The 22,296-nt window shown below is 51.8% G+C and carries 17 protein-coding genes; 6 read left to right on the forward strand and 11 right to left on the reverse strand.

The features are described from left to right. Window positions 1-7: 7 nt before the first annotated feature. Window positions 8-775, forward strand: a complete 768-nt coding sequence (locus TH61_RS07365) for an RDD family protein (RefSeq protein ID WP_066507885.1) — start codon at window positions 8-10, stop codon at window positions 773-775. A 540-nt stretch (window positions 776-1,315) separates the two neighbouring features. On the opposite strand, the gene TH61_RS07370 is transcribed toward TH61_RS07365, so the two are convergent. Both TH61_RS07370 and TH61_RS07375 read right to left on the reverse strand, forming a co-directional pair. After that, a complete protein-coding gene (locus TH61_RS07370; RefSeq protein ID WP_066507889.1) occupies window positions 1,316-2,608 on the reverse strand; it encodes a M20/M25/M40 family metallo-hydrolase in 1,293 nt (430 codons plus the stop codon). Between the two features lie 71 nt (window positions 2,609-2,679). Further along, entirely contained in the window at window positions 2,680-3,813 is a 1,134-nt protein-coding gene (locus TH61_RS07375) for an AI-2E family transporter (RefSeq protein WP_066507891.1), read from the reverse strand. A 252-nt stretch (window positions 3,814-4,065) separates the two neighbouring features. Between TH61_RS07375 and TH61_RS07380 the strand changes: the two genes are divergently transcribed. Beyond that, window positions 4,066-4,551 (forward strand): hypothetical protein, encoded by a 486-nt coding sequence (locus TH61_RS07380; RefSeq protein WP_066507892.1) that lies wholly within the window; start codon window positions 4,066-4,068, stop codon window positions 4,549-4,551. Between the two features lie 85 nt (window positions 4,552-4,636). Here TH61_RS07380 and TH61_RS07385 read toward each other — a convergent pair whose 3' ends face one another. Continuing rightward, window positions 4,637-6,013: a DEAD/DEAH box helicase gene (locus TH61_RS07385; RefSeq protein ID WP_066507894.1), complete on the reverse strand. Its 1,377-nt coding sequence runs from the start codon at window positions 6,011-6,013 to the stop codon at window positions 4,637-4,639. 216 nt (window positions 6,014-6,229) lie between these two features. On the opposite strand from TH61_RS07385, the gene TH61_RS07390 reads away from it, so the two are divergent. Both TH61_RS07390 and TH61_RS07395 read left to right on the forward strand, forming a co-directional pair. Further along, window positions 6,230-6,778 carry a hypothetical protein gene (locus TH61_RS07390; RefSeq protein WP_231862315.1) on the forward strand — a complete coding sequence of 183 codons (549 nt, stop codon included), beginning with the start codon at window positions 6,230-6,232 and terminating at the stop codon, window positions 6,776-6,778. 98 nt (window positions 6,779-6,876) lie between these two features. Next, window positions 6,877-7,617, forward strand: a complete 741-nt coding sequence (locus tag TH61_RS07395; RefSeq protein WP_066507895.1) for a hypothetical protein — start codon at window positions 6,877-6,879, stop codon at window positions 7,615-7,617. An 82-nt stretch (window positions 7,618-7,699) separates the two neighbouring features. Here the strand turns inward: TH61_RS07395 and TH61_RS18230 are convergent, their stop codons facing one another. The 3 genes from TH61_RS18230 to TH61_RS17810 all read right to left on the reverse strand — a co-directional run bounded on the left by TH61_RS18230 (window position 7,700) and on the right by TH61_RS17810 (window position 10,019). Further along, window positions 7,700-7,876, reverse strand: a complete 177-nt coding sequence (locus TH61_RS18230; protein WP_197464114.1) for a hypothetical protein — start codon at window positions 7,874-7,876, stop codon at window positions 7,700-7,702. Between the two features lie 161 nt (window positions 7,877-8,037). After that, window positions 8,038-9,549, reverse strand: coding sequence for an HTTM domain-containing protein (locus tag TH61_RS07405; RefSeq protein ID WP_066507901.1), 1,512 nt, complete (start codon window positions 9,547-9,549; stop codon window positions 8,038-8,040). 101 nt (window positions 9,550-9,650) lie between these two features. Next, a complete protein-coding gene (locus TH61_RS17810) occupies window positions 9,651-10,019 on the reverse strand; it encodes a hypothetical protein (protein ID WP_157600636.1) in 369 nt (122 codons plus the stop codon). Window positions 10,020-10,145: 126 nt separating this feature from the next. On the opposite strand from TH61_RS17810, the gene TH61_RS07415 reads away from it, so the two are divergent. Both TH61_RS07415 and TH61_RS07420 read left to right on the forward strand, forming a co-directional pair. Continuing rightward, a complete protein-coding gene (locus TH61_RS07415; RefSeq protein WP_231862316.1) occupies window positions 10,146-10,616 on the forward strand; it encodes a thiol-disulfide oxidoreductase DCC family protein in 471 nt (156 codons plus the stop codon). A gap of 218 nt (window positions 10,617-10,834) precedes the next feature. After that, window positions 10,835-12,256, forward strand: a complete 1,422-nt coding sequence (locus TH61_RS07420; RefSeq protein WP_369796931.1) for an alanine/glycine:cation symporter family protein — start codon at window positions 10,835-10,837, stop codon at window positions 12,254-12,256. Window positions 12,257-12,432: 176 nt separating this feature from the next. On the opposite strand, the gene carB is transcribed toward TH61_RS07420, so the two are convergent. The 5 genes from carB to TH61_RS07445 all read right to left on the reverse strand — a co-directional run bounded on the left by carB (window position 12,433) and on the right by TH61_RS07445 (window position 22,230). Next, a complete protein-coding gene (gene carB / locus TH61_RS07425; RefSeq protein WP_066507903.1) occupies window positions 12,433-15,246 on the reverse strand; it encodes a carbamoyl-phosphate synthase large subunit in 2,814 nt (937 codons plus the stop codon). Between the two features lie 684 nt (window positions 15,247-15,930). Further along, a complete protein-coding gene (locus TH61_RS07430) occupies window positions 15,931-18,891 on the reverse strand; it encodes an ATP-dependent DNA helicase (protein WP_066507904.1) in 2,961 nt (986 codons plus the stop codon). Window positions 18,892-19,225: 334 nt separating this feature from the next. Then, window positions 19,226-20,338, reverse strand: coding sequence for an alkene reductase (locus tag TH61_RS07435; RefSeq protein ID WP_066507906.1), 1,113 nt, complete (start codon window positions 20,336-20,338; stop codon window positions 19,226-19,228). A gap of 59 nt (window positions 20,339-20,397) precedes the next feature. After that, window positions 20,398-20,850, reverse strand: a complete 453-nt coding sequence (locus TH61_RS07440) for a MarR family winged helix-turn-helix transcriptional regulator (protein WP_066507908.1) — start codon at window positions 20,848-20,850, stop codon at window positions 20,398-20,400. 165 nt (window positions 20,851-21,015) lie between these two features. Then, window positions 21,016-22,230, reverse strand: a complete 1,215-nt coding sequence (locus tag TH61_RS07445) for an alpha/beta hydrolase (protein WP_231862317.1) — start codon at window positions 22,228-22,230, stop codon at window positions 21,016-21,018. Between the last annotated feature and the right edge of the window lie 66 nt (window positions 22,231-22,296).

Here is a 22,296-nt window from a genome sequence, read left to right on the forward strand (position 1 = left end):
TAAAATAATGATAACTCAAACAGCAGAAATGAAAGGCCAGCCCGTAAAGCTGGCTCCTAGAGCCAGGAGAATAATCGCTTTTCTAATAGATCATTTTGTCATTACTTCCCTTTTGGTGGCATTAACCTTTTTAGGTATTGGTCCAGATTTTTTGAATGAGCGCCCAGATATTTCTACACTCTTGAGTTTAGTTCTTGTGCCTGGTTTTATACTCTATTTTCTGAAGGATTCTATAAAAGGAAGAAGCCTTGGTAAATGGAGCATGGGATTAATGATCAGGAAAAACCATGATACCACAGAGGTTCCATCTCTAGGTAGTTTGTTTGTTAGAAACTTGTTTCTGATTATTTGGCCCATTGAGGCTCTGGTATTATTGGCCAGTCAAGGAAAAAGGAGGATAGGAGATAGAGTGACCAATTCAGTTGTCCTTATTGACCCAGAAAAGCCTGCCCAGTGGAAACGAATGTTGCCTTTGATTGGAGCATGCTTTGCCTTTTGCTTCTTCATTTTAATGTTTGTGGGCGTGGCCATAAAAAGCTCTGATGCTTACAAAACAGCCATTGATGGCATAGAGCAGGACAAAGAATTGCAAAAAGAGACGGGCGGAATTATAGGCTATGGTTGGATGCCCAGTGGTAATATTAGTATAAAAAATGGCTATGGAGAAGGCCAGTTACAAATACACGTGAAGGGGAAGGAGCGTGATGTAAATGTACAGGTCTACTTAACCAAAGACGCCAACCACGGTTGGGAAGTAGAAGAAATAGAAAATTAGAAAGTTGCAGAGTACTTTCCCCGTGTCCCGTTTTTAGCCTGATTTCAGTAAAACAAGCCAAAAACGAAATCCACTATAGAAACCTCACAGCTGTTTAACGCTTGTGAGGTTTTTTATGTAATGGCAAAAAGGACCTGTTAGGTGGGAAGGAATACAGCGAGTAACGGAAACTAGCACAACAACAACAACAACAACAACAACAACAACAATAACAACAATTGTCATCCTGAAAGGAACTTGTGGGCAAGCTGTAATAGCGTTTACTCCATCGCTTAGCTAGTTTGTTCACAAGGTCCTTTCAGGATGACAAAAGAGGAGATAAGAAAAGAGGAAAGGCAAAAGGCTAACACCAGAAGAACTTGCAGCGTACGCAGATTCTAGGAGTGCTTTCCTCTACCACAGATGCATATAAAAGAAGAGCTTCCGTTTTTGGCCTACTTTCTCAAAAACAGGCCAAAAACGGAAGCTCTAAAAATCTTGAATCTTGTGACTTATGTCCTGTGTCTAAAATCTAAATTCTAACGTCTAGCATCTTAAAGACTACTGCACCTGAGCCTTGTCAACGCGCTTAGGCGTTTTCTTGCCGGCTACAAAGTCCTTCGCACCTAAGGCCACGGCTTTGATCATATTGGTCATGTGGGCCAGGTCCAGGCTTTCTACCTCGTCATCCACAGAGTGGTAGAGCTTATCCTGGTCAATCTGCACGGAGGAGATGGTGTGGGCCGGTACGCCAAGGCGGGCCAGGGTGGCATTGTCTGAGCGGTAGAACAGATTCTCCTTTGGATACGGGTCTGGGTGGAAGCTGTAGGCGGTGCCTTTCACGGCCTGCTGCAACAACGTCCCGAAGTCTGATTTGTCAAAGCCCGTGATGTAGGCGGTGTTAGGGCCAAACTTGGAGCCTTTGCCGATCATCTCAATGTTGAACATGGCCACAATCTCGTCTGGGTTCAACTGCTTGGAGAAGTGCTGCGACCCGAAGCCGCCAATCTCCTCGGCGGTGAAGGCCACAAAAATAAGGGTGCGCTCAGGCTTGCCTTGTTTCTTGAAGTGCTTGGCCAGGGTAATCACGGCGGTGGTGCCAGAAGCGTCGTCATCGGCGCCGTTGGCAATAGAGTCCCCGGCTACGGGTTTGCTAATGCCAATATGGTCATAATGGCCAGAGAAGACCACGTACTCGTTGGCGCGCTTGCCAGGGATCATGCCGGCCACGTTGGCCAGTGACATCTCATTGACCTTGTTCTTGATTTCAATGTCAAAAGAAGAAATCTGGGCCTTGTCTGTAAGCACGAAAATCAAGGTAGGGCCTTTTCCTAGCTCTGCCACCGGCGACGCTTGCTTAAAGAAACCGGCGTAGCGGTTGAACATCTCCTGGTGCTTAGGGTGTACCAGAATCATGGCGTCTTTGGTAGAACGGCGCGCCTTGTTAATGGCGGCTCTAAAATCATCGGCCTCGCCAATCACAATGGGCTGGGGGGCTTTGTCTTCCCACTCAATCTTCTGGTGCGTGGTGCTGTAAAAGAAGGCCTCTGGCTTTACCTGGGTGCCGTCAATCTCAATGTCTGCTTTCTCAGAAGTGAGCGTGTACATCTTAAACTCCTGCTTGTAGTCCGTGTCACCGGCCAGAGGAGTGAGGCCAATGCTCTTGAATTCAGCAGAGATAAAATCAGCGGCTTTTTCTATGCCGGGCGTAAAGGTCTTGCGGCCCATCATGTCATCATGGGCCAGGGTCTTGATGATGCGCTCTACGTCTTTCTGGACAATGTGCTTCTGCGCGAAGGCACTGCCCAGGGGCAGCAAGGCCAGACACAAGGCGAAGGTTTTCTTTGAGGTCATAGTTGGTGTGTATGCTGAAATTTGGTAACCTAAGTTTAGGCTTTTTTTCTGAAAAACAGGCCAAAAACGATTTACTCTTGTTCCTCTGGAGGCGTGGGCCGGTGTTCTTCCTGGGCAATAGCGTCTTCTTCACCCTTCACCTCAATGCTTCTATCCTCCAGCACGTCTTCTATGTAGAGCATTTTCACCAGCACCATGATGACCGCCACCATGGGCACAGCCAGGAGCAGACCCCACGGCCCGGCAATAATGCCCATCAAGACCTGGCCCATGATGGTGAGCACCGGCGGCAGGTCAATGATGTGTTTCTGGACCAGCGGTGTGAGCACGTAACCTTCCAGGCTTTGAATGGCGATGAAGAAAATCACCACCGTCAGGGCTTTGTTAGGGTCTTCTACCAAGGCTAGCAAAATGGCGGGCGCGCTGGCTATGAACGGACCAATGTTGGGCACAAACTCCAGCAATCCGGCAAACACGCCCAACAACAAGGCCAGCGGTACGCCAATGATCATCAAGCCAATAGAAGTAAGGGTACCAATCACCAGCATGGCCAGCAAGGTGCCTTTGAGCCAGCCCCAGAGCGTGAACCGCAATACGTGCACCACCTCACGCGCCCGCGGCCTGTGGGCTTTGGGAACCAGCCGTACAATACCACTCGCTGACTCCTGCGGTGAGGACGCCAGGTAAATACCAATCACCAGCACAATCAAGACGTTAGCCAGCGCACCCAAGGAAGAAGAGAACAAGGCGATGGCATTTTTAAACGAGGCGCCTTTGCTGTTCATCAACTCTTCCTGCGTGGGCAGCTGCCTGATGATCTGGTCGCCCATGGGCAGGGTTTTTACCTTGGCTTCTAGTTTCTGCAAAACGTCTGGCAGCTTCTCTCTCAATTCTTGCCCCTGTTCGGCAAGGCTAGGCCCTAGTGCCATGAACGCGCCAGCCGCCAGTCCCACTATCAGCAAACAAACTAAACCCAGCGCCCAGTGGTAGTGCATTCTGGTTTTCCGGTGGAGCCAACTGCTTAAGCCGTGCAGCAAAATGCCAAACAGGACCGCCGCAAAAAACACCAGCAGCACATGGAATGCTATCTTCATGACGGTATGTAAAACCACCAGCAGAATGACCACCAAGGCGGTGAGCAACAACTTGTGTACAAAAGAGACAGAGGCTTTGTCTGAGGGCGAAGTAGGGGTGTCTTGCAGCATACTGTTAAATAGGTATATATTGTTTTTGCCCTATTTTACGGAAAGTAGCTTAAAAACGATGACGTGTATTTTTGCCGGCCAGCAAGGCGTTAAAGGATTCCAAGCTGAAATATAATTTTTGAAAAAATATGGGTTAAATCATAAAGGAACGCAACCATTCAGGCGGTTTCACGATAAAATAGATTCGGTTGCCCGCAAGGGAAGCCAATGATAGAACGAAATTTTTAGTACCACTTAACTTACTTTAATACTATGGAAAACAGAACCAACCAAGCAGGACAACAGTCTTCTGCCTCTTCGCAAAATAATCCATCAGCTAGCAACCAAAATACTTCTTCTGCACAGTCAAGAAGCCAAAACGCTTCTGCCAGCAGCCAGCAGCAGGGACAACCTAGCTATACTTCACAGAGCCAAAGCCAACAGAGCCCTAGCGCACAGCAGCAAAGCCAGTTCAGCGGCCGTGGCCAGCAGCAGGACCGTCAGCAGCAAGACCGTCAAGGTCAGCAGAGCAGCGGCATCTTGGGCAGCATCACCAGCTCATTAAGCAACATCCAGGTGCCACAGGCCGTGAAAGACTTCGGTTCTACTGTGTCACGTTCTTACGGTGGCCTAACCACTACTCAAAAAGTAGTAGGCGGTGCAGCCTTAGCCTTAGGCGCCAGCTACTGGGCAGCCAAGTCTAGCGGATGGGTTGGCCAAGGAAAAGCCAATAAGAACCGCAACAAGTCAGGAAGATAAGCAGAAACGCTTTTTCCTGTAAACAAAGAAGCCGGACACGCATTGTGTCCGGCTTCTTTGTTTTAGTATGGGGTGATGAGGAGAATTACCTTCCGCCAGATCTGCGGCCACCGCCACCAGAACCAGAGCGTCTGTCTCTGTTTCCGCCACCGCCAGAGGCGCTACCGCCGCCCGCTGCACTTCCACCACTACCTGATGGCTTTGGCTTGCGTGAGGACTGTGGTCTGCCCGCCTGCGGTTGTCTGAAGCCTCGGTTACCACCGCCGCCGTTGCCGGCTTTGGCAATTTTGTCCGTAGACTTTCCGCCAGTCAAGGGGAGCTTCTTGTAATCAATGTGGAACGGGTGCTCTTCATCAATCTCAATGGTCTGCTTGGTCAGGCGCTCAATGTCGCGTAGGTATGGCAGCTCAGTGTCATCACAGAAAGAAAGGGCCAACCCTTCGGCGCCCGCTCTGCCTGTACGGCCAATGCGGTGCACGTAGGTTTCGGGCTCATTGGGCAGGTCAATGTTGATCACGTGCGTCAGGTCATCCACGTCAATACCGCGGGCGGCAATGTCTGTGGCTACCAGGGCGCGCAGCTCGTTGTTCTTGAACTGGGTCAGGGCTTTTACTCTTGTGCTCTGGGCTTTGTCACCGTGAATGGCTTGCGCCGAGATGCCGGCTTTGGCCAAGTCCTTGGCAATTCTATCGGCGCCGTGTTTGGTGCGGGAGAATACCAGGGCACGGGAGATATCACCGGTCTCCAGTAAATGTCTTAACAAAGCACGCTTGGCGGTCTTATCCACGAAGTACACTTTCTGGGCAATCTTCTCAGCGGTACTGGAAACGGGCGTCACTTCTACATACACCGGGTCCCGCAGTACGCTGCTAGACAGCTTCTGGATTTCCTGGGGCATGGTAGCCGAGAACAACAGCGTCTGGCGCTTGGCCGGGATCTGGGCAATCACTTTGCGCACGTCATGGATAAAGCCCATGTCTAGCATGCGGTCAGCCTCGTCTAAGATAAACGTTTCCAGGTGCTTAATGGAAAGCAGGCCCTGGTTCATTAAATCTAACAGACGGCCGGGAGTGGCTACGACTATGTCAACACCTCTCCGGATTTGTTCTACCTGCGGGGTCTGGCCCACGCCGCCAAAAATCACGGTGTGCTTAATATTGGTATACCGGCCGTAGGCGGCAATGCTCTCGCCAATTTGCAAGGCCAGCTCACGCGTAGGCGTCAGGATCAAGGCTCTGATGGCTTTGGCTGGGTGCGCCGGTCCTGCTTCGTGCAAACGCTGCAACAACGGCAAGCTGAAGGCGGCAGTTTTACCGGTTCCGGTTTGGGCGCAGCCTAAGATGTCATCTCCGTTCAAGATAGGCGGGATGGCTTGTTCTTGAATGGGCGTGGGATGGGTATAGCCTTCTTCGTGCAACGCTTGCAAAAGAGGCTCAATTAAATTAAGATCTGAGAATGTCATTCTGAATGGAAATGGCCAGTGTTCGGCCTAAATAAAAAAGGCGTGGGCTATGTGCCCGCCGCCGGATGTATGACACAAAAGTACGCAAAAAGATTCAGTTTCCGTTTTTGGCCCCTTTTGGCTAAAACAGGCCAAAAACGATATGGCTTTCATGCAAGGACAGGCAACCTTCACACAGAAAACAGGTTAAAAGGAGGGAAGAAAATCTAAGAAACTATGGCAAAGCGACTAACCTTGAGAGGCACCCAGAATGAAACCATGGAACCTGCTCAAACCAAAAATAAACGAACCAAAACCACCAAGAAGCCCAAGAAGAAACGCATGAGCAAATGGGTGCGCGCGGGTCTGAGTGGCTTGGCCGGCGCCGTAGCCGTGACGCTGGTGCATGAGACCGTGCGCCGGTTCTATCCCAACGCCCCGCGCATGGACGTACTGGGCATGCGCGCCATTGCCAAAGGCATGCGCTACGCCGGCCAGACGCCGCCCAATGACGACAAGCTGCACACCTGGTCTATGGTAGGCGACATCATTTCTAATGGTTTGTACTATAGCTTAGTGGGTGGCGGTAAAAAGGCCTTGGCCAAAGGCACCATTTTGGGCGCGGCCGCTGGTCTAGGAGGGGTCTTGTTACCCGGTCCTATGGGGTTAGGCACTGCGCCTAGCAACAGAACCCGTGAAACCCAAGCCCTCACCATTGGCTACTACTTGTTTGCGGGCTTGGTGTCTGCTGCAGTAGCGGCTAGTTTAAGAAAAGTGCGGGTGTAGCAAAAAGTATTTCTGATACCCAAGGGCTGGACTTTGCCAAAGTTCAGCCCTTTTTGCTTTTATTAGTAGCCTTGAGCACGCGCTTTATTTAAACACCTATGGGCAAGACACTGCTAACCAGCTTCCTCCTTTTTTTGACCAGTTTTACATTTGCCCAAACCTACAATGAGGAGTATGGAGTGCCTATGGTAGTGCTCACCGAAGTGGATCCTTGGCTCATGGTCATCGGGTCTGATGTGCCCACCTTTGTGTTGTATGAAAACGGGCAAATCATCTACAAGAAGGTTGAAAACAGACAGGTGAGGTACTTTACTTTGAGCCTGAGCAAGGAAGAAACGCAAGCCGAGATTTACAAGATGGGTTTCTCAGATAGCCTCTTGAAACTACCCTCTTTTATGGAAGCCAATGGCGCCACAGACCAGCCCACCAATGAGCTTATCTTGAATTTTGATACCACCAGAACGTACAGAGTGTATGGCAACCTGAGAAACGATGAGGCGCGGTCTGCTACGCCCAAAGCTTTCTTAACCGTGTATGATTACCTCAGAAGCTTCTCACATGCAAAGGCCACGCCATGGATGCCAGAGAAAATAGAAGTATTGGTCACAGACTATAGCCACTCTAAGGAGAAAGCCGCCCAGTGGCCTGCCACCTGGCCCGACTTGAAAAGCCCTGATACCGTGAGCAGAAACGAGGAGTTATACAGCATCTACCTGCCCATAGCCCAATTTGAAAGCTTTTTGAAACTGTCTAAATCCCTTAAAGAGAAACAGGCGGTAGAAATTAACGGCAAGAAATTCAGTCTGTCTTATAGGCTTCCGTTTCCTAATATTAAGTAGTCTGTAAACAAGAAACCCGTTTTTGGCTTGTTTCTGAGAAATCAGGCCCAAAACGGGTTTTCCATGATATGCTGCAAAAAGCTTAGCTCTTTTTTCCGGAGCCGCTTTTCTTACCGCCGCCGTCATGTTTGTTCACGGTAGCCCAGGCGCGTTTTTCGGCTTCGTCTTCAGAAAGACCTTTCTTCTCGTAGCTTTCCTCAATATGCTGGGCCTGCCGCTTCTGTTTGTCGGTGTAGGCAGATTTATCTCCTTGTGGCATGGTTTCCTCCTTTCTGGTTAAAATTGAAAAACACATCTAGCTGTTGTATACGAAATCAGTTTAGAAAAGAGACACAAGACGCAAGACACAAGATGTAAGACTTTTAATATAGCACGACAAGAAAATCTTATGTCTTGCGTCTTACATCTTGTGTCTCCAAACTAAGGTTTGCAGTGGCAGAGGACTTCGCGCTGAAGGGGTTTGGTTTTGTAGTTGGGTAGGGTGGTTTCCTTCATGTAGACAATGGAAAGTTCGTCAATCTTCTCATCGCCAACGTGGGTCTCGTTCCAGCGGCGCAGGAGGTAAAAGCAGTAGTAAGGGCGCATGAAGGCGTTGGGCGCAAAGAGGTAGTTCTCTGAGTACTTGCGCCAACGGTCATTCTTAAAAAGGCTTACTACGCTGGCCGGCTTGATGGTGTCTGGCTCCTTGCCCTGTTGGTTGAGGTCTACTTTTTTGTCCTTCAGGTTGATGCCCTCCAGCACGTACCAGCCATCGTCTTTGAACACGTTGGGGGCAAACATGCTCCAGTTCTGGTCCAGCCGCAGCACCAAGGCCACTTGCTGGGTAGATTCAGGCAGTTTGACTAGGTTTGGTTTGTTGAGGGTGTCTACGTTCCACCAGAAGGCAATGACCACGGCAGTTAAGACCAAGACTTCGCGCAGCGCAATGATAGGAAAGTTGCGCGCCCACCTTGGTGATTCCCACTGCACCTGCACCCTAACCGGCGACCTCCACTGCTGGGTGGCCGCGCTCCAGCGCCGCTGTATTTTGGCATAACCCAGCCAGAGCCTTCTATCCAGAAAATCCATGACGGGCGTAGGCAGCAAGCCAATCACCGCCGAGATGCTGATGAGGTAGAACAAGCCTACAAACAAGGTTAGACTGATGCCAATGTGCAAGCCAACAATGGCCAGAATGAACACCATCCTAAACCACGTATTCTTCCAGGGGATGAGTAAGACAAACGGCAACCACAACTCCACAAACATGGTGGCGTGCGTCAGGAACTTCATGAGCTCTGGGTACTGGTACAGCACGCGGCCGCCCGGCATTAAGATCTGGTCAATGCTGAGGGCGTAGTACAAGGCCGTGCCGGTGGTCGTCCACTCGGGTCCCGACTTGAGCAGGGCGGTGAACACATATACCCAAGCCACCTGCAAGAGGTAGGCAAACGTAGCGGCACTGAAGTAGAAGGTAGAAACTGGAGCTGGTTCTGTTTTTAGGGCTTTTCTTGCATCCAGGGAATAATGGCGGTGCCAAGGCAGGAACATTCCCCAGAACAAGAGCATGCGCAAAAGACTATCACCGGACTGGGTGATGAGCGGGTTCCTGTTTTGAATGGACAGCAGTAGAAGCCAGGAGATGACCGTAGCCCAGCGCGTTTTATAGCCTAACATTAGACTTATGGCCGCTGCCGCCGCAATGGCAAACAACACCGCTTGGAACTGCCATAGGCCGCTCAGCGTGTGAAGGGAGAAGTAGTACTGGTTCCAGGCGTTGGCGTGCAGGGTGTGCAGGGGCAGAATGCCCATGTTGGAATAATGGGCCTCTAGGTCGGTGACCCGGGTGAGGATGTCTAGAAGCAGGACGCTGGCCACCCAAATGCGCATAAGGGACAGGGCGCGGGTATCAGCGTAAAACACACGGTGCAAATACTGCTGTAGAAGGTGCATGGTCAATAGGAGGTAGCGTGGCAGGAAATGGAAAAGGCAAAACCAAACGGCTTTGCCTTTTCTGCTTTATGCAAAGTGTTCTTTAACAGAACAGGGAGTGCTTAGCGACCAGTAGTAGTACCAGTGGTGGTTCCAGTAGTAGTGCCGGTGGTGGTACCAGTAGTAGTGCCTGTAGTGGTACCAGTTGTGCCGGTAGTTGTACCAGTGGTAGTTCCTGTTGTGGTTCCAGTAGTAGTACCGGTGGTAGTACCCGTAGTGGTACCAGTTGTAGTGCCTGTGGTTGTTCCTGTAGTAGTACCGGTGGTGGTGCTAGTGGTACCCGTAGTGGTGCCGTCTGTAGTACCAGTCTCAGTAGACATATCTGTAGAGGTTGTGTCTGTAGTGGTTTCAGTGCTTCCAGAGCAAGAAGTAAGTGCTGAAGCGGCTACAAAAGCGACTGCTGCGAACACGTTTAAAAATGTCTTTTTCATAGTCTTTGACAGGTTAAGTGTATAATGTTGATTTGGTTTTAGGTTACGAATCCTCTTTTACGACCTATTCTCAGAAAGGTGCTATATTTTATCTGAAATTTATTCTTTGCCCAAAAAGTCGGTTCTTTGGAAGAACTCAACCAAGCCCGGGGCAATGCGTATTTCCCGCAGGTTCTCTTACCTTTTTCTATGCAAGCTTCCCTGCCCACCACCATCCTGTTTGACGGCGTCTGCAACCTTTGTAACGGATTTGTACAGTTTGTCATTCAACATGACCCCGCAGGCCGTTTCCATTTTGCCGCCTTGCAATCTGAACTAGGGCAGCAGATCCTAAAAGAGCACGGCCTGCACACCCAGAACTTCCAGACGGTGCTGCTTCTGGAGGACGGGAGGCTTTATAAGCAGTCCACCGCCGCGCTGCGCATTGCCCGCCGCTTGCATGGAGCCTGGTCCTGGACGTACGCCTTGGTAGTAGTGCCTTCCTTTCTACGAGATGCCGTGTATGACTTTGTATCCAGAAACCGCTACCGGTGGTTTGGTCAACAGGAAAGCTGCCTACTGCCTACCCCTGAGTTAAAAGCACGTTTTCTCTCCTGAATGTTTACTTGAAAACTTATAAGATTTTCTCCCTCAGTGAGTTACTCTGGTTATTTGCTTGGAATAGCAAAAGGGATGTTTTGTTACTGATTTTACAATCTCTACTAAATCTATAGAGATTTTAGTTTTTCGCCTCGTTTCATGAAAATAAGTCAAAAACGGCGCTTACTTTTGCGCCCTGCTTTCTAAAGCGGCTTTACTTATTTAACAGAATTCACGTGCAAAAAATAGATGCTTTTTTAGCCGAGGCCAGCAGTCTGGCCTGGGGAATGCCTTTGTTGATTTTATTGATGGGAGGCGGGTTGTTTCTCATGCTCTACAGCCGGTTGGTGCCGTTCAGGATGTTGAAACATTCCATTGCGGTGATACGGGGCAAATACCAAGACCCTAATGCCGCCGGACAGATCACCCCTTTTGAGGCCATGGCCGGCGCTTTGGCGTCTACCATTGGCATGGGCAGTATCAGTGGCGTGGCCGTGGGCATTGCCATGGGCGGACCGGGCGTCTTGTTCTGGATGTGGATAAGCGCCCTGGTGGGTATGGCCACCAAGTTCTTTACCTGCACGCTCGCCATCATGTACCGGGGCCGCAATGAACTAGGCGAGGTAGAGGGCGGGCCCATGTACATAGTGACCGAAGGATTAGGCAAGAAATGGAAGCCCTTGTCCATCCTGTTTGCCGGTGCCGGTCTGTTTGGCACCTTGCCGCTATTTCAGGCCAACCAGCTGACGCAGATTTTAACCGATGTCCTCTTAAAACCCAGTGGAGTGGTGGGAGAGGAGAACCTGTTTGTCTCTAACCTTTTGATGGGCATGGCCTTCGCATTTCTGGTGTCCATTATTCTGTTTGGAGGCTTAAAGCGGATTGCCGCGGTGGCTACCAAACTGGTGCCGTTTATGGTGGTGTTATTCTCGGGGTCGGTGATTTACATTGTGTTTTCTAACCTGGAGGCGGTGCCTGGCATGTTCGCCCTCATCTTTGAAGACGCGTTCACTGGCAAAGCCGTGCTGGGAGGCTCTGTGATTCAAATCATCATCATGGGTGCCCGCCGCGCCTCTTTCTCCAATGAAGCCGGAATTGGCACCGCCGACATGATGCACGGCGAGTCCCGGAACAATGAGCCCGTGCGTGAAGGCCTGGTGGCTATGTGGGAACCTTTCATTGACACCATTGTGGTATGTACCATGACCGGCCTGGCTATTCTGGTGACTGGTGTCTGGGACACCAACACGGGCAACGGGGTCTCTATGACCTCAGAGGCCTTTGGTGCCGCCATGCCGCACGTAGGCAAGTATCTTCTGGTGATCTGCGTGTTTATTTTTGCGTTTACGGCCCTGTTCTCTTACTGCTACTACGGCTCCAAGTGCTTTACCTACCTGTTCGGGTTTAAGTACCGCCGTTTCTACGACTACTTCTACATCCTCACCATCATCATCGGATCAGTGGTGACGCTCACCTCAGTGATTAATTTAGTAGACACTGCCTTCGCACTCATGGCCATTCCTACCATGACCTGCGCCTTAGTCTTGGCGCCTAAAGTTCTGGCCGCCTCCAGTGAGTATTTAGGTAGGCTGCAGAGGGGAGAAATTGAGGAGTTTGAGCAGAAACAAGTAGTGCCTACCAAGAAGCAGAAGGCCTAGGTTTAAAATTCCGGTTTTGGCCTGATTTCTGGAAAGTAGGCCAAAACCGGACTAGAAGGAAATGCCTGCCAAAGACAAAGCAGTGCCTGGTCTCTACAGTTGAATTATTACTAAAACAGAAAGGCCGCTCCATTATGGGGCGGCCTTTCTGTTTTGATTATCGTGCAACGCACAAATTACTTACTCAGGTACAGGTTGCGTTCAGAGTAAATCTTAGTGAAATAGTCGTCCTCCAGGTTGTCAATGAAGTAGATGGCCTCACCGGTAGATTTCATCTCGGGTCCAAGCTCCTTGTTTACTTCCGGGAACTTGCTGTGCGAGAAGACCGGCACCTTGATGGCGTAGCCGTCCAGCTTCGGGTTGAAGGTAAAGTCTGTGACCTTGTTGGCGCCCAGCATCACTTTGGCGGCCCAGTTCACATACGGCTCGCCGTAGGCTTTGGCAATGAACGGCACCGTGCGGCTGGCGCGCGGGTTGGCTTCAATGATGTAGACAATCTCGTTCTTGATGGCGAACTGGATGTTGATGAGGCCCACCGTGTTGAGTGCCAGGGCAATCTTCTTGGTGTACTCGCGTATCTGGTTCATCACGTTCTCGCTCAGGTCAAACGGCGGAAGCACCGCATACGAGTCTCCTGAGTGAATACCGGCCGGCTCAATATGCTCCATGATGCCCAGAATCTGCACGTTCTCGCCGTCACAAATCGCATCGGCTTCGGCTTCAATGGCGCGGTCCAGGAAATGGTCTAGGAGTACATGGTTGCCCGGGCTGTCTTTTAAGATGTCCAGTACCTGCGCCTCTAGTTCTTTCTCGTTGATGACAATTTTCATGTTCTGGCCACCCAACACGTAGCTAGGGCGCACCAAGAGCGGGAACTTCAGATCCTTGCACACTTCCAAGGCTTCCTCAGCGGAGGTCACGCTCGCGAACGGCGGGTATGGGATGTCGTTGTCTTTTAACAGGGTAGAGAAGGCGCCGCGGTCTTCGGCTAAGTCCAGGCTCTCATAGGTGGTACCCATGATTTTAATCCCGAAGCGGGTCAGTTTCTCGGCCAGTTTCAAGGCGGTCTGTCCGCCTAATTGGACAATCACACCTTCTGGTTTCTCATGCAGAATGATGTCATAGATGTGCTCCCAGAACACCGGCTCAAAGTAGAGCTTGTCAGAGATGTCAAAGTCTGTAGACACCGTCTCTGGGTTACAGTTAATCATGATGGTCTCATAGCCACATTCGCGGGCGGCCAACACGCCGTGCACGCACGAGTAGTCAAACTCAATGCCTTGGCCAATGCGGTTAGGGCCCGAACCCAGCACTACCACCTTTTTGCGGTCAGAAGGAATACTCTCGTTCTCGCCGTCAAAGGTGCTGTAGAAGTACGGCGTCTGGGCCTCAAACTCGGCGGCGCAGGTGTCCACCATCTTGAACACGCGGGTAATGCCCATGCTGGTGCGCTTGTCGTGCACTTCGCTCTCCTTGCAACGCAGCAGGTAGGCCAGCTGCCTGTCGGCGAAGCCTTTCACCTTGGCGGTGCGCATGAGGTCTGCCGGGATGTTGTCAATGTGGTATTTCAGGATTTCGCGCTCAGTAAGTTCCAGCTCTTCAATCTGCTGCAAAAACCACGGGTCAATCTTGGTTACTTTATGGATGGTGCTGGAGGCTACGCCAAACTTCATGGCGTCTTTGATGGTGAACAGGCGGTCCCAGCTAGGGTTGGCCAGACTGTCCATGAGCTGGTCATAGTTGGTTTTCTCCTTGCCATCGGCGCCCAGTCCGTTGCGCTTAATCTCCAGGCTTTGGCAGGCCTTCTGCAAAGCCTCCTGGAACGTCCGTCCAATGCCCATCACCTCGCCTACAGACTTCATCTGCAAGCCCAGCGTTTTGTTGGCGCCCTTGAACTTGTCAAAGTTCCAGCGCGGTATCTTCACAATCACGTAGTCCAGTGCGGGCTCAAAGAACGCCGAGGTGGTCTTGGTGATGGAATTCTGCAATTCATCTAAGTTATAGCCAATGGCCAGTTTGGCGGCTACTTTGGCAATTGGATAACCCGTGGCTTTGGAGGCCAGTGCCGAGGAGCGGCTCACGCGCGGGTTAATCTCAATGGCGATGATGGTGTCATCTTCTGGGTTCACCGAGAACTGCACGTTACAACCGCCGGCAAACTGCCCGATGCCGTTCATCATCTTGATGGCCAAATCGCGCATGCGCTGGTAGACCGTGTCTGGCAGGGTCATGGCCGGGGCCACCGTGATGGAGTCTCCGGTGTGTATGCCCATCGGGTCAAAGTTCTCAATGGAGCAGATGATGATGATGTTGCCGATGTTGTCGCGCAACAGCTCCAGCTCGTATTCCTTCCAGCCCATGATGCTTTGCTCTACCAGTACCTCGTGGGTGGGAGAGGCATGCAGGCCGCGGGTCAAGGCGGCGTCAAACTCCTCTGGGGTGTTCACAAAGCCACCACCGGTTCCGCCCAAGGTGAACGACGGACGTATCACCAGCGGGAAGCCAATCTCCTGGGCAATCTCCTTGCCCTCTAGGAACGAGGTGGCGGTGTGGCCTTTGCAGACATTCACGTCCAGCTCAATCATCAAAAGACGGAATTTCTCACGGTCCTCAGTGGTCTCAATGGCGCCAATGTCTACGCCAATCATCCTCACGCCGTATTTTTTCCAGATACCGGCTTTGTCACAGTCAATGGCCAGGTTCAGCGCGGTCTGTCCTCCCATGGTAGGCAGCACCGCGTCAATCCTATGCTTTTCCAGAATCTGCACAATCGACTTTTTCTCCAGCGGTAACAGGTAGACGTTGTCTGCCGTGATGGAGTCGGTCATGATGGTGGCCGGGTTGGAGTTGATGAGGGTGACCTCAATCCCTTCCTCGCGCAGAGAACGGGCGGCTTGCGAGCCGGAGTAGTCAAATTCACAGGCTTGTCCAATGACAATAGGACCAGAACCAATGATTAAGACAGACTTGATGGATTGATCTTTGGGCATGGCAATGGGGTATGTATAAATTGCCCAAAGTTAACGGAGAAACTTTAATACCCCCGGAAAAAGTGAGGAAACCTGCGTTTTCTGGCTAAAATAATTCTGCTGGCGTGGTTTGACTATGATGGAAGCTACGCTGAAGGAGCCTTTCCAAAAGGGTGTGTTGCCGCTGTTTTTCGTCTGTTTTCTGGGAAATAGGCTAAAAACGGATTTCGATAAATGTAATCTAGGCAACTAAGAAGGGCTGGCTATGCACAGATTCTCCCCTTGATGATTGCCCAAACGAGAGTTTGAGGCAGCGAGCGGTAGCTCTGTAGAGGGGTGTTTACATCAGCAGCTTAATTCCAGCAAAGAAGTTGATGCGCAAGAGGTAAGGCACTGCCTTGTCCCTGCAATAACCAATTTATATAGTTTTCTCTGTAAGAGGTAGAAGTACAGAATCATTACTTTCAATGCTTACGAAGCAAATGAAAATGTTTGTGTGTGGAATAAAAAGGCAATTGTAAACACCCCTCTACAGAGCTACCGCTCGCTGCCTCAAACTCTCGTTTGGGCAATCCTCAAGGGGAGAATCTGCGTTTGGCAAGGGCAAGTATGGGGAGAGGGTTGCGTCATTTTAGATTGAAAAGGCAAGCTGTTTTTAGCCTCTTTTCCGCAAAACAAGTCAAGAACGATGTGCCTGGGAACTGACTACGGCTCTACTGACGGATTCAAGGAAACCTGCCGGCGCTCCCATTCTGAATACAGCTTCAAGGAAGGAAGCAAATCCTCCAGCAGCCACGTCTGCAACTCATTCTCAGTTTGGAAGGGCACAATCTCCACAGGCAACTCGGTCCTGAAGTGGTTCATGGTAGAGGAATGCACCACCCTGGAATCCAGAATCACGAACGCGCCTTTGTCCTTCTCCCGGCGCACCAAACGCCCGAAGCCCTGCCGCAACTTATGCTGACTGGCTGGATAATAGAACTTGCCCCAGAACATACCGCCTTCCACTTCTTTGCGGTGCGCCACCAACGGGTTGCTGATGGACGGATTGGGCAACCTAAAGACAATCACCTGCGACAGCGTCACCCCCGGAAAATCCACGCCCGACCACATGCGGTCTAACCCCAGTAACACGGAATGCTCCTCTTGCCGGAACCGCCGAATCTCCCAGAGGCTGGTGCCTTCCTGCCGGAGCAGTTCAATGTCATAGGCCGGCAATCTAGTATGGAGCCAGTTATAGGCGGCGTCCATGTCTCTTCGGCTGGTGAAGAGCACCAGGGTTCTGCCGTTCAAAGCTACAATGCATTTAAGCAGGGTCTCCATGGCGGTCTGGTGCCAAGCCTGTTTCTCAGCGGGCGGCATCTTGTAGTCAAAACATGGAATGAAGGCGGGTACCACGGCCTGCACCTGTTCCTGCTGTTCATAGTTGAACGGCGACAACTGCCGAATCTCTTTATCAAAAGGCTCGGCTCGGCCTAGCTGGTTCCGGAAGTATTGCGTGGAACTGGCTACGTACAGTGTGGCCGAGGTGAAGAGCAAACTTGGATAGGCCTGTTGCAAGGTCTCCATCTCATATTGCAGATAGTACGGCACCTTGCTCACGGCCCAATACTGACTGCCTTTCTCCAGCACATGAATCCATTTTCGGCTAGGGAAGTCACTGGTGATTTTTTGCAGGGTGTCCGCGAACTCAGCGGCTTTCTCCCGGTAGGTCTCTAGTCGGCCGTAGGTCTTGTCATCGGGCTTTTTGAGGAACTTGTGGATGCGTTCCAGCTTGCCAGCCACAAACTGAATGGCCGTGCGCAATTCCTGTAAGGTCTGTTCAATATCTGCGCTGTAGTTTCTGGTCACCCACCTGCCTTTTTCCTCAAAAGACACGTCTTCCTGCCAGCGCTGTTCGCCGTTCGGAATGGGCAAGGCCTGCAAGCGGTCGCTGCTTTCTTTCACAGTCTGGCAGTCGCGGTAGATGGAGTCAATCTCGTCCATGACCAGCAAGGCCGTCTCGGTCTCGAAGCCTTTGAGCACGCGGTCGCCTACCACGTCCAGGAAGCCCTTGCGCATGTTGGTGCCCAGCAAAGGACGCAACAAACGCGCCTCCAGCATGCCTAGGTTGAAGCCGGTGCTCAAGGCGTGGCGGGCATTGTCGGGGAACTGGTCGGCCTCATCAATGATGCAGTGCTTGATGAGCTCGGTGAGCTTGGGTGGGAACTGCAATAGCTTGTGGTGGTTGGTCACGATGATATCGGCGGCGTAGGCCAGCTCCATGTGACGGGCATACGTGCACTTGGCTGGCTCATGGCACAGCTGGGGTACGCAGACTTCCTGGGCGTTGGCCTCGGCTAACAACCTGGACGTATCTGGCAAGACTGCCCGTATGTTCTGCGGAATCTCTTCAATCTCGCCCTGGGTATAGTATACGCGCATGACCAGGTACAGCCAGCTCAACCCTTCCTTGATGTAGCCTTTGCCCTGCACCACCAGCTCGTCATAAATGTTGAGCAAGGCAGACAGGCACAGGTAGTTGTTCTTGCCTTTGACAATGGCCGGGCGTAGGTGCGCGTGCAAACCTTCTTTGAAGCGCAGTCTTGGAATCTCGCCTTGTACAATCTGTTCCTGCAGATTTTTGGTAGCCGTGGCCACCACTACTTTCCGGCCGGGGTTCAGGCGCAGAAGCTCAGCGGCGGCAATGAGGTAGCCCATGGTTTTGCCGGTGCCGGTCCCGGCCTCTGCCGCGAAGGTTCCTTTGCCCGCAATGGCCTTGTTGCAGAACAAGGAGTACTGCATCTGCGGGTAGCGCTCCGGCAAGTCATACCGGTGGTACCAGGCCTGCAAAGCATCCTGAATGTTCTTGTTGTTAGGCGGAAGAATGTCCGGTCTTGGTTTGACTGTGGGCGCTTCGGGCACCGTGGGCAACCATTTAGTAAACAGACTTCGCAAATGGAAAGGCAAGACTGGCGTCTCTACCGTAGCAGGCGGGGTGAGCCAGGCCATGTTAGGTGACTCCATTGCTTCCACAGACTCAGTAGCCACCAGCAAGGCCCGCCACGCGCTGGCCGTGTGCAAGGACCCCAAAGCCAACACCTGGCTCAATAACTGCATGAAGAGCGTAGGCTGGCCTTGCTCGTTTTCCGGGGTGCTGGCAATGTTTTGCAGCAGGACTTCTATGAGCCGGTAGAGCTGGTCGTGCAAGGCAGCCAAGGCCCCGTGCATGGGAAGGGAGGCCGGTTTTTTCTGCGCCGCGCTGGATAAGGCCACTAGATCTGCCATCTCCATCAAATTCAAGTGCGGCAGAAAATACGACGACAGCAAGGCCAAATCTGCGAGGACCGGCGGATGGTCCATGTACGCCACCACGTGGTGCTTGAGCCAAGCCTGCTCATGGCGTTCCTGAAAGTAAAAGACGTGCGTGAAGGTGCTTAGGTAGGCTTGGATTTCTTCTTTTTGCTCGGCCCAGGTCTCCGCGTTTTTGGCCTGCTCCTTACTTATTTTGGACTGCTGGTAGGCGCTCCGCCCGAACTCCACCTCTGGGTTGATGAACCACTCCTTCAGCATGCTCTGGCCTCTGTGCAAGGACAGAATTCCCACCTGCAGCAAGCCCTGCTTCCGGCTGTAGGAGCCGGTAGAAAACAGGTGCACAACTGCAAAAGATGGGGAAGGGGAACTCATGGACGCCTCAGTCTCAAACACAGCCTTAAAATTACGGATTATCTGACTGCTAATGAAATGAGCAAGAGCGGGAAAAGAGAAAAATAGACATCTACTTCTTTATCCTCCTGAAAGGGTCTTGGTGGGCATGCTGTTATAGCATTTCCTAACCGCTTTTCTAGTTCGCTCACAAGGTCCTTTCAGGATGACATTAGGTGTGTTATTTATTTAGCCTACATAAGGACGATGATACTACTTTCGTTTTCAGCCTGTTTTCTGGAAAAGAGGCCAAAAACAAAAAGGCCGCACTAACAGCGCGGCCTTTTCTTATATATGCAGTGATATAGGTATGTACTTATTTAGTCTCAGAGAGTTCTGCCAAAGCAGGATAATCTGTGTAGCCTTTTTCGCCGGTTGGGCTATAAAAGGTGTTAGGGTCTGCCTGGTTCAAGGGTGCGTGCTGCGCGAAGCGCTCTACCAAGTCTGGGTTGCCAATGTACGGCACGCCGTAGGCCACTAAATCTGCGTGGCCTGCCTCAATGACCTTGTTGCCGCTCTCCTGCGTGTAGCCGCCGTTGGTCACCAGCGTGCCCTTGTAAATTCCTCTGAAATGCTGGGCCACCTCTTTGATGGCGTGGGGCAATTCGCGGGCTTTGGCACCGGCTTCTGTCAGGTGCAGGTAGGCCAGGGAATAGTCGTTCAGTTTAGAGATGATGTACTCAAACTGCTCAGGGGCGTCCTCTGTCAATTCAATCCCGAAGCCGCCGTGCATGGAAGGGTTCAGACGAACGCCTACTTTGCTCAGGTCAATGACTTCTTTCACGGCATCCAGCACCTCAAACAGAATGCGGGCGCGGTTCTCTACAGACCCGCCGTATTCGTCGGTACGCACGTTGGTCTGGCTGTTGAAGAACTGGTGCAACAGGTAGCCGTTAGAAGCGTGAATCTCCACGCCGTCAAACCCTGCTTTCACAGCGTTGGCGGCGGCGTTCTTGAAGTCCTGCACAATGGCTTTCACCTCAAACGTTTCCAGCGCTCTGGGCGTTACGGTGTCTTTGAAACCCTGCGGGGTATAGGCTTTGTCATTGGGGTTCACCGCCGACGGCGCTACCGGCAACTCGCCGTTATGAAAGTCTGGGTGCGACATGCGGCCCACGTGCCATAACTGGGCGAAGATTTTTCCGCCTTTGGCGTGCACGGCGTCAGTGACCAGTTTCCAGCCTTCTACCTGCGCGTCTGTGTAAATGCCCGGCACGTTGATGTAGCCAATGGCCTTGGCACTGATTGGCGTCCCTTCAGAAACAATCAAACCGGCACTGGCACGCTGCGCATAGTATTTGGCGGTCAATTCTGTAGCTACGTTCTCTGGGTTGGTAGAACGGCTACGCGTCATGGGCGCCATCACCAGGCGGTTGCGTAGGTCCAGGAAATCTGATTTGTATGGGGTTAAAAGCGGTTGGGTATTCATTTTGTTAAAATTTATGTACGAACAAAAGTTGTGTATACAAGTATATGGATAAAAAAATATTAGCGTTGGCGCACTTTGTCCAGCAGGTTGCCCAATAGGGTTGCTTCCTCTTCGGTCAAATGCCCGAATCTGCTTTGGAAGTCCTTAATCACAGAATCAATCTGCTTCAAGAGCTCCAAACCTTTCTCGGTAATCACAATGTCCACCTTGCGCCGGTTGTCAGGGCACTGGCAACGGCTAACTAACCCTTTCTCCAAAAGCTTGTCTACCAGGCGTGTGGCATTGGACTCACGGTCCAGCATGCGTTCTTGGATGACGCCCAACATGCACGGATTTGGGTGCTGGCCCCGCAGAATGGACAATACGTTGTGCTGTTGCAAAGAAACCCCGAACGGACGTACCGTGCTCGCCAACTCCTTGTGCAGCCAGTTACCGGTGAACATGATGTTCACGGCCATCCGGTGATACGGACTGGTAAAGGATTTCTGTTTTATTTCGTCTTCCAGGTTCATCTGTTGCAAAAGTAACTATAACTATTGTATATACAATTGTTGTGCTGGTATGGTTTCAGAAACCAGAAAGAAAGTCAGATTATTTACTAGGGCCTACCAAAGAAAACAGGCCAACCCCGCCGAAGCGTTTTTGGCCTGTTTTCCAGGATTTAGCTTAAAAATGGCTTATTTGTTGAAGGCTTGCTTGAGCGCCATGCCAGCCTGGGCCTGGGCGTTCTTGGCCTCGGGCAGTACGGTAGCCATCCCGAAGAACTCATGCGTGACGCCATCATATTTCTGATAGTCGGTCTCCACGCCGGCGGCTTTCAGCTTGTCGTTCAGGGTCTGTCCCTCAGAGGCCAGAGGGTCAATCTCAGCCGCCACGATGGTGGTGGGCGGAAGGCCTTTCAGGTTGGCGTTCACCAGGTCAATCCAAGGCTTCTTGCCATCTGCTGGGCTGTTCAAATACTGTTTGAAGAACCACTCCATCATGGGCTTGTCCAGCGGCTTGGCCTTGGCGTATTTCTGGTAAGACGGCGAGGTGGTGTTGTAGCTGGCAATGGGGTAGACCAGCAACTGATGCACCGGCATCTGTACTTTCTGGTCGCGGGCCATCATGCTCACGGCGGCGGCCAGGTTGCCTCCGGCGCTTTCCCCCACAACAGCCACTTTCTTAGGGTCGCCTTTCATGGAGGCGGCATTGGCCAGTGCCCATTTGTAGGCGGCAAAGGCGTCGTTGTGGGCCGTTGGGTATTTATGCTCAGGCGCCTGGCGGTAGGCCACGGATACCACAATGGCATCGGCTTGCTCGGCTAAGCCTCTGGCAGAACCGTCATAGGTGTTCAAATCGGCAATGACCCAGCCCCCGCCGTGGTAGTAGACAATGACCGGATACGACGACTTGCCGGTTTTAGGCGTGTAGACGCGCGCATGAATCTGCCCACCCTGCACCGGAATCATCTTGCCCACGGTATCTACCTTGCTGGGCGGCATCTTAATGTTATTTTCCCTCATCAGGTCCATGACCGCAGTGGTGGGCGTAGGATTGGTTCTGGCCTGGGCGGCCGTCAACTGCGGAATAGGTTTGGACCCGTAGCTCGCCAGTTTCTCCATGACGGCCTGCATGGGCGGCGTGATAGTAGAACCCCAGGCTGGTTTAGGACCGGTTGGTTTCAGGCGTACCATGCTGGTGTCTGTGGTCACTGCCTGGGAACCGGTATCCGCAGGAAGTATTTCGGTGTCCATGCCTGCGGCGTCTTTGGCCTCGTCACGTGCGCCGGCTTCACTGTCTACCGTGCGTTTGGGTTCACAGGCGGTGAATAAAATGGCGCCAAGCGCAAGGGTTGCCCAACCCGACTTCCAGAAGGGCAAGGCGAAAGTAGTTGATAGGTTTTTTTTCATAATGTTCAGGTAGAATGATGTTTGTATCTACGGTAAACACTGAGAAAGAGGCACTTGTTTAGAGAC

Source organism: Rufibacter sp. DG15C (assembly GCF_001577755.1).
Classification (GTDB): Bacteria; Bacteroidota; Bacteroidia; order Cytophagales; family Hymenobacteraceae; genus Nibribacter.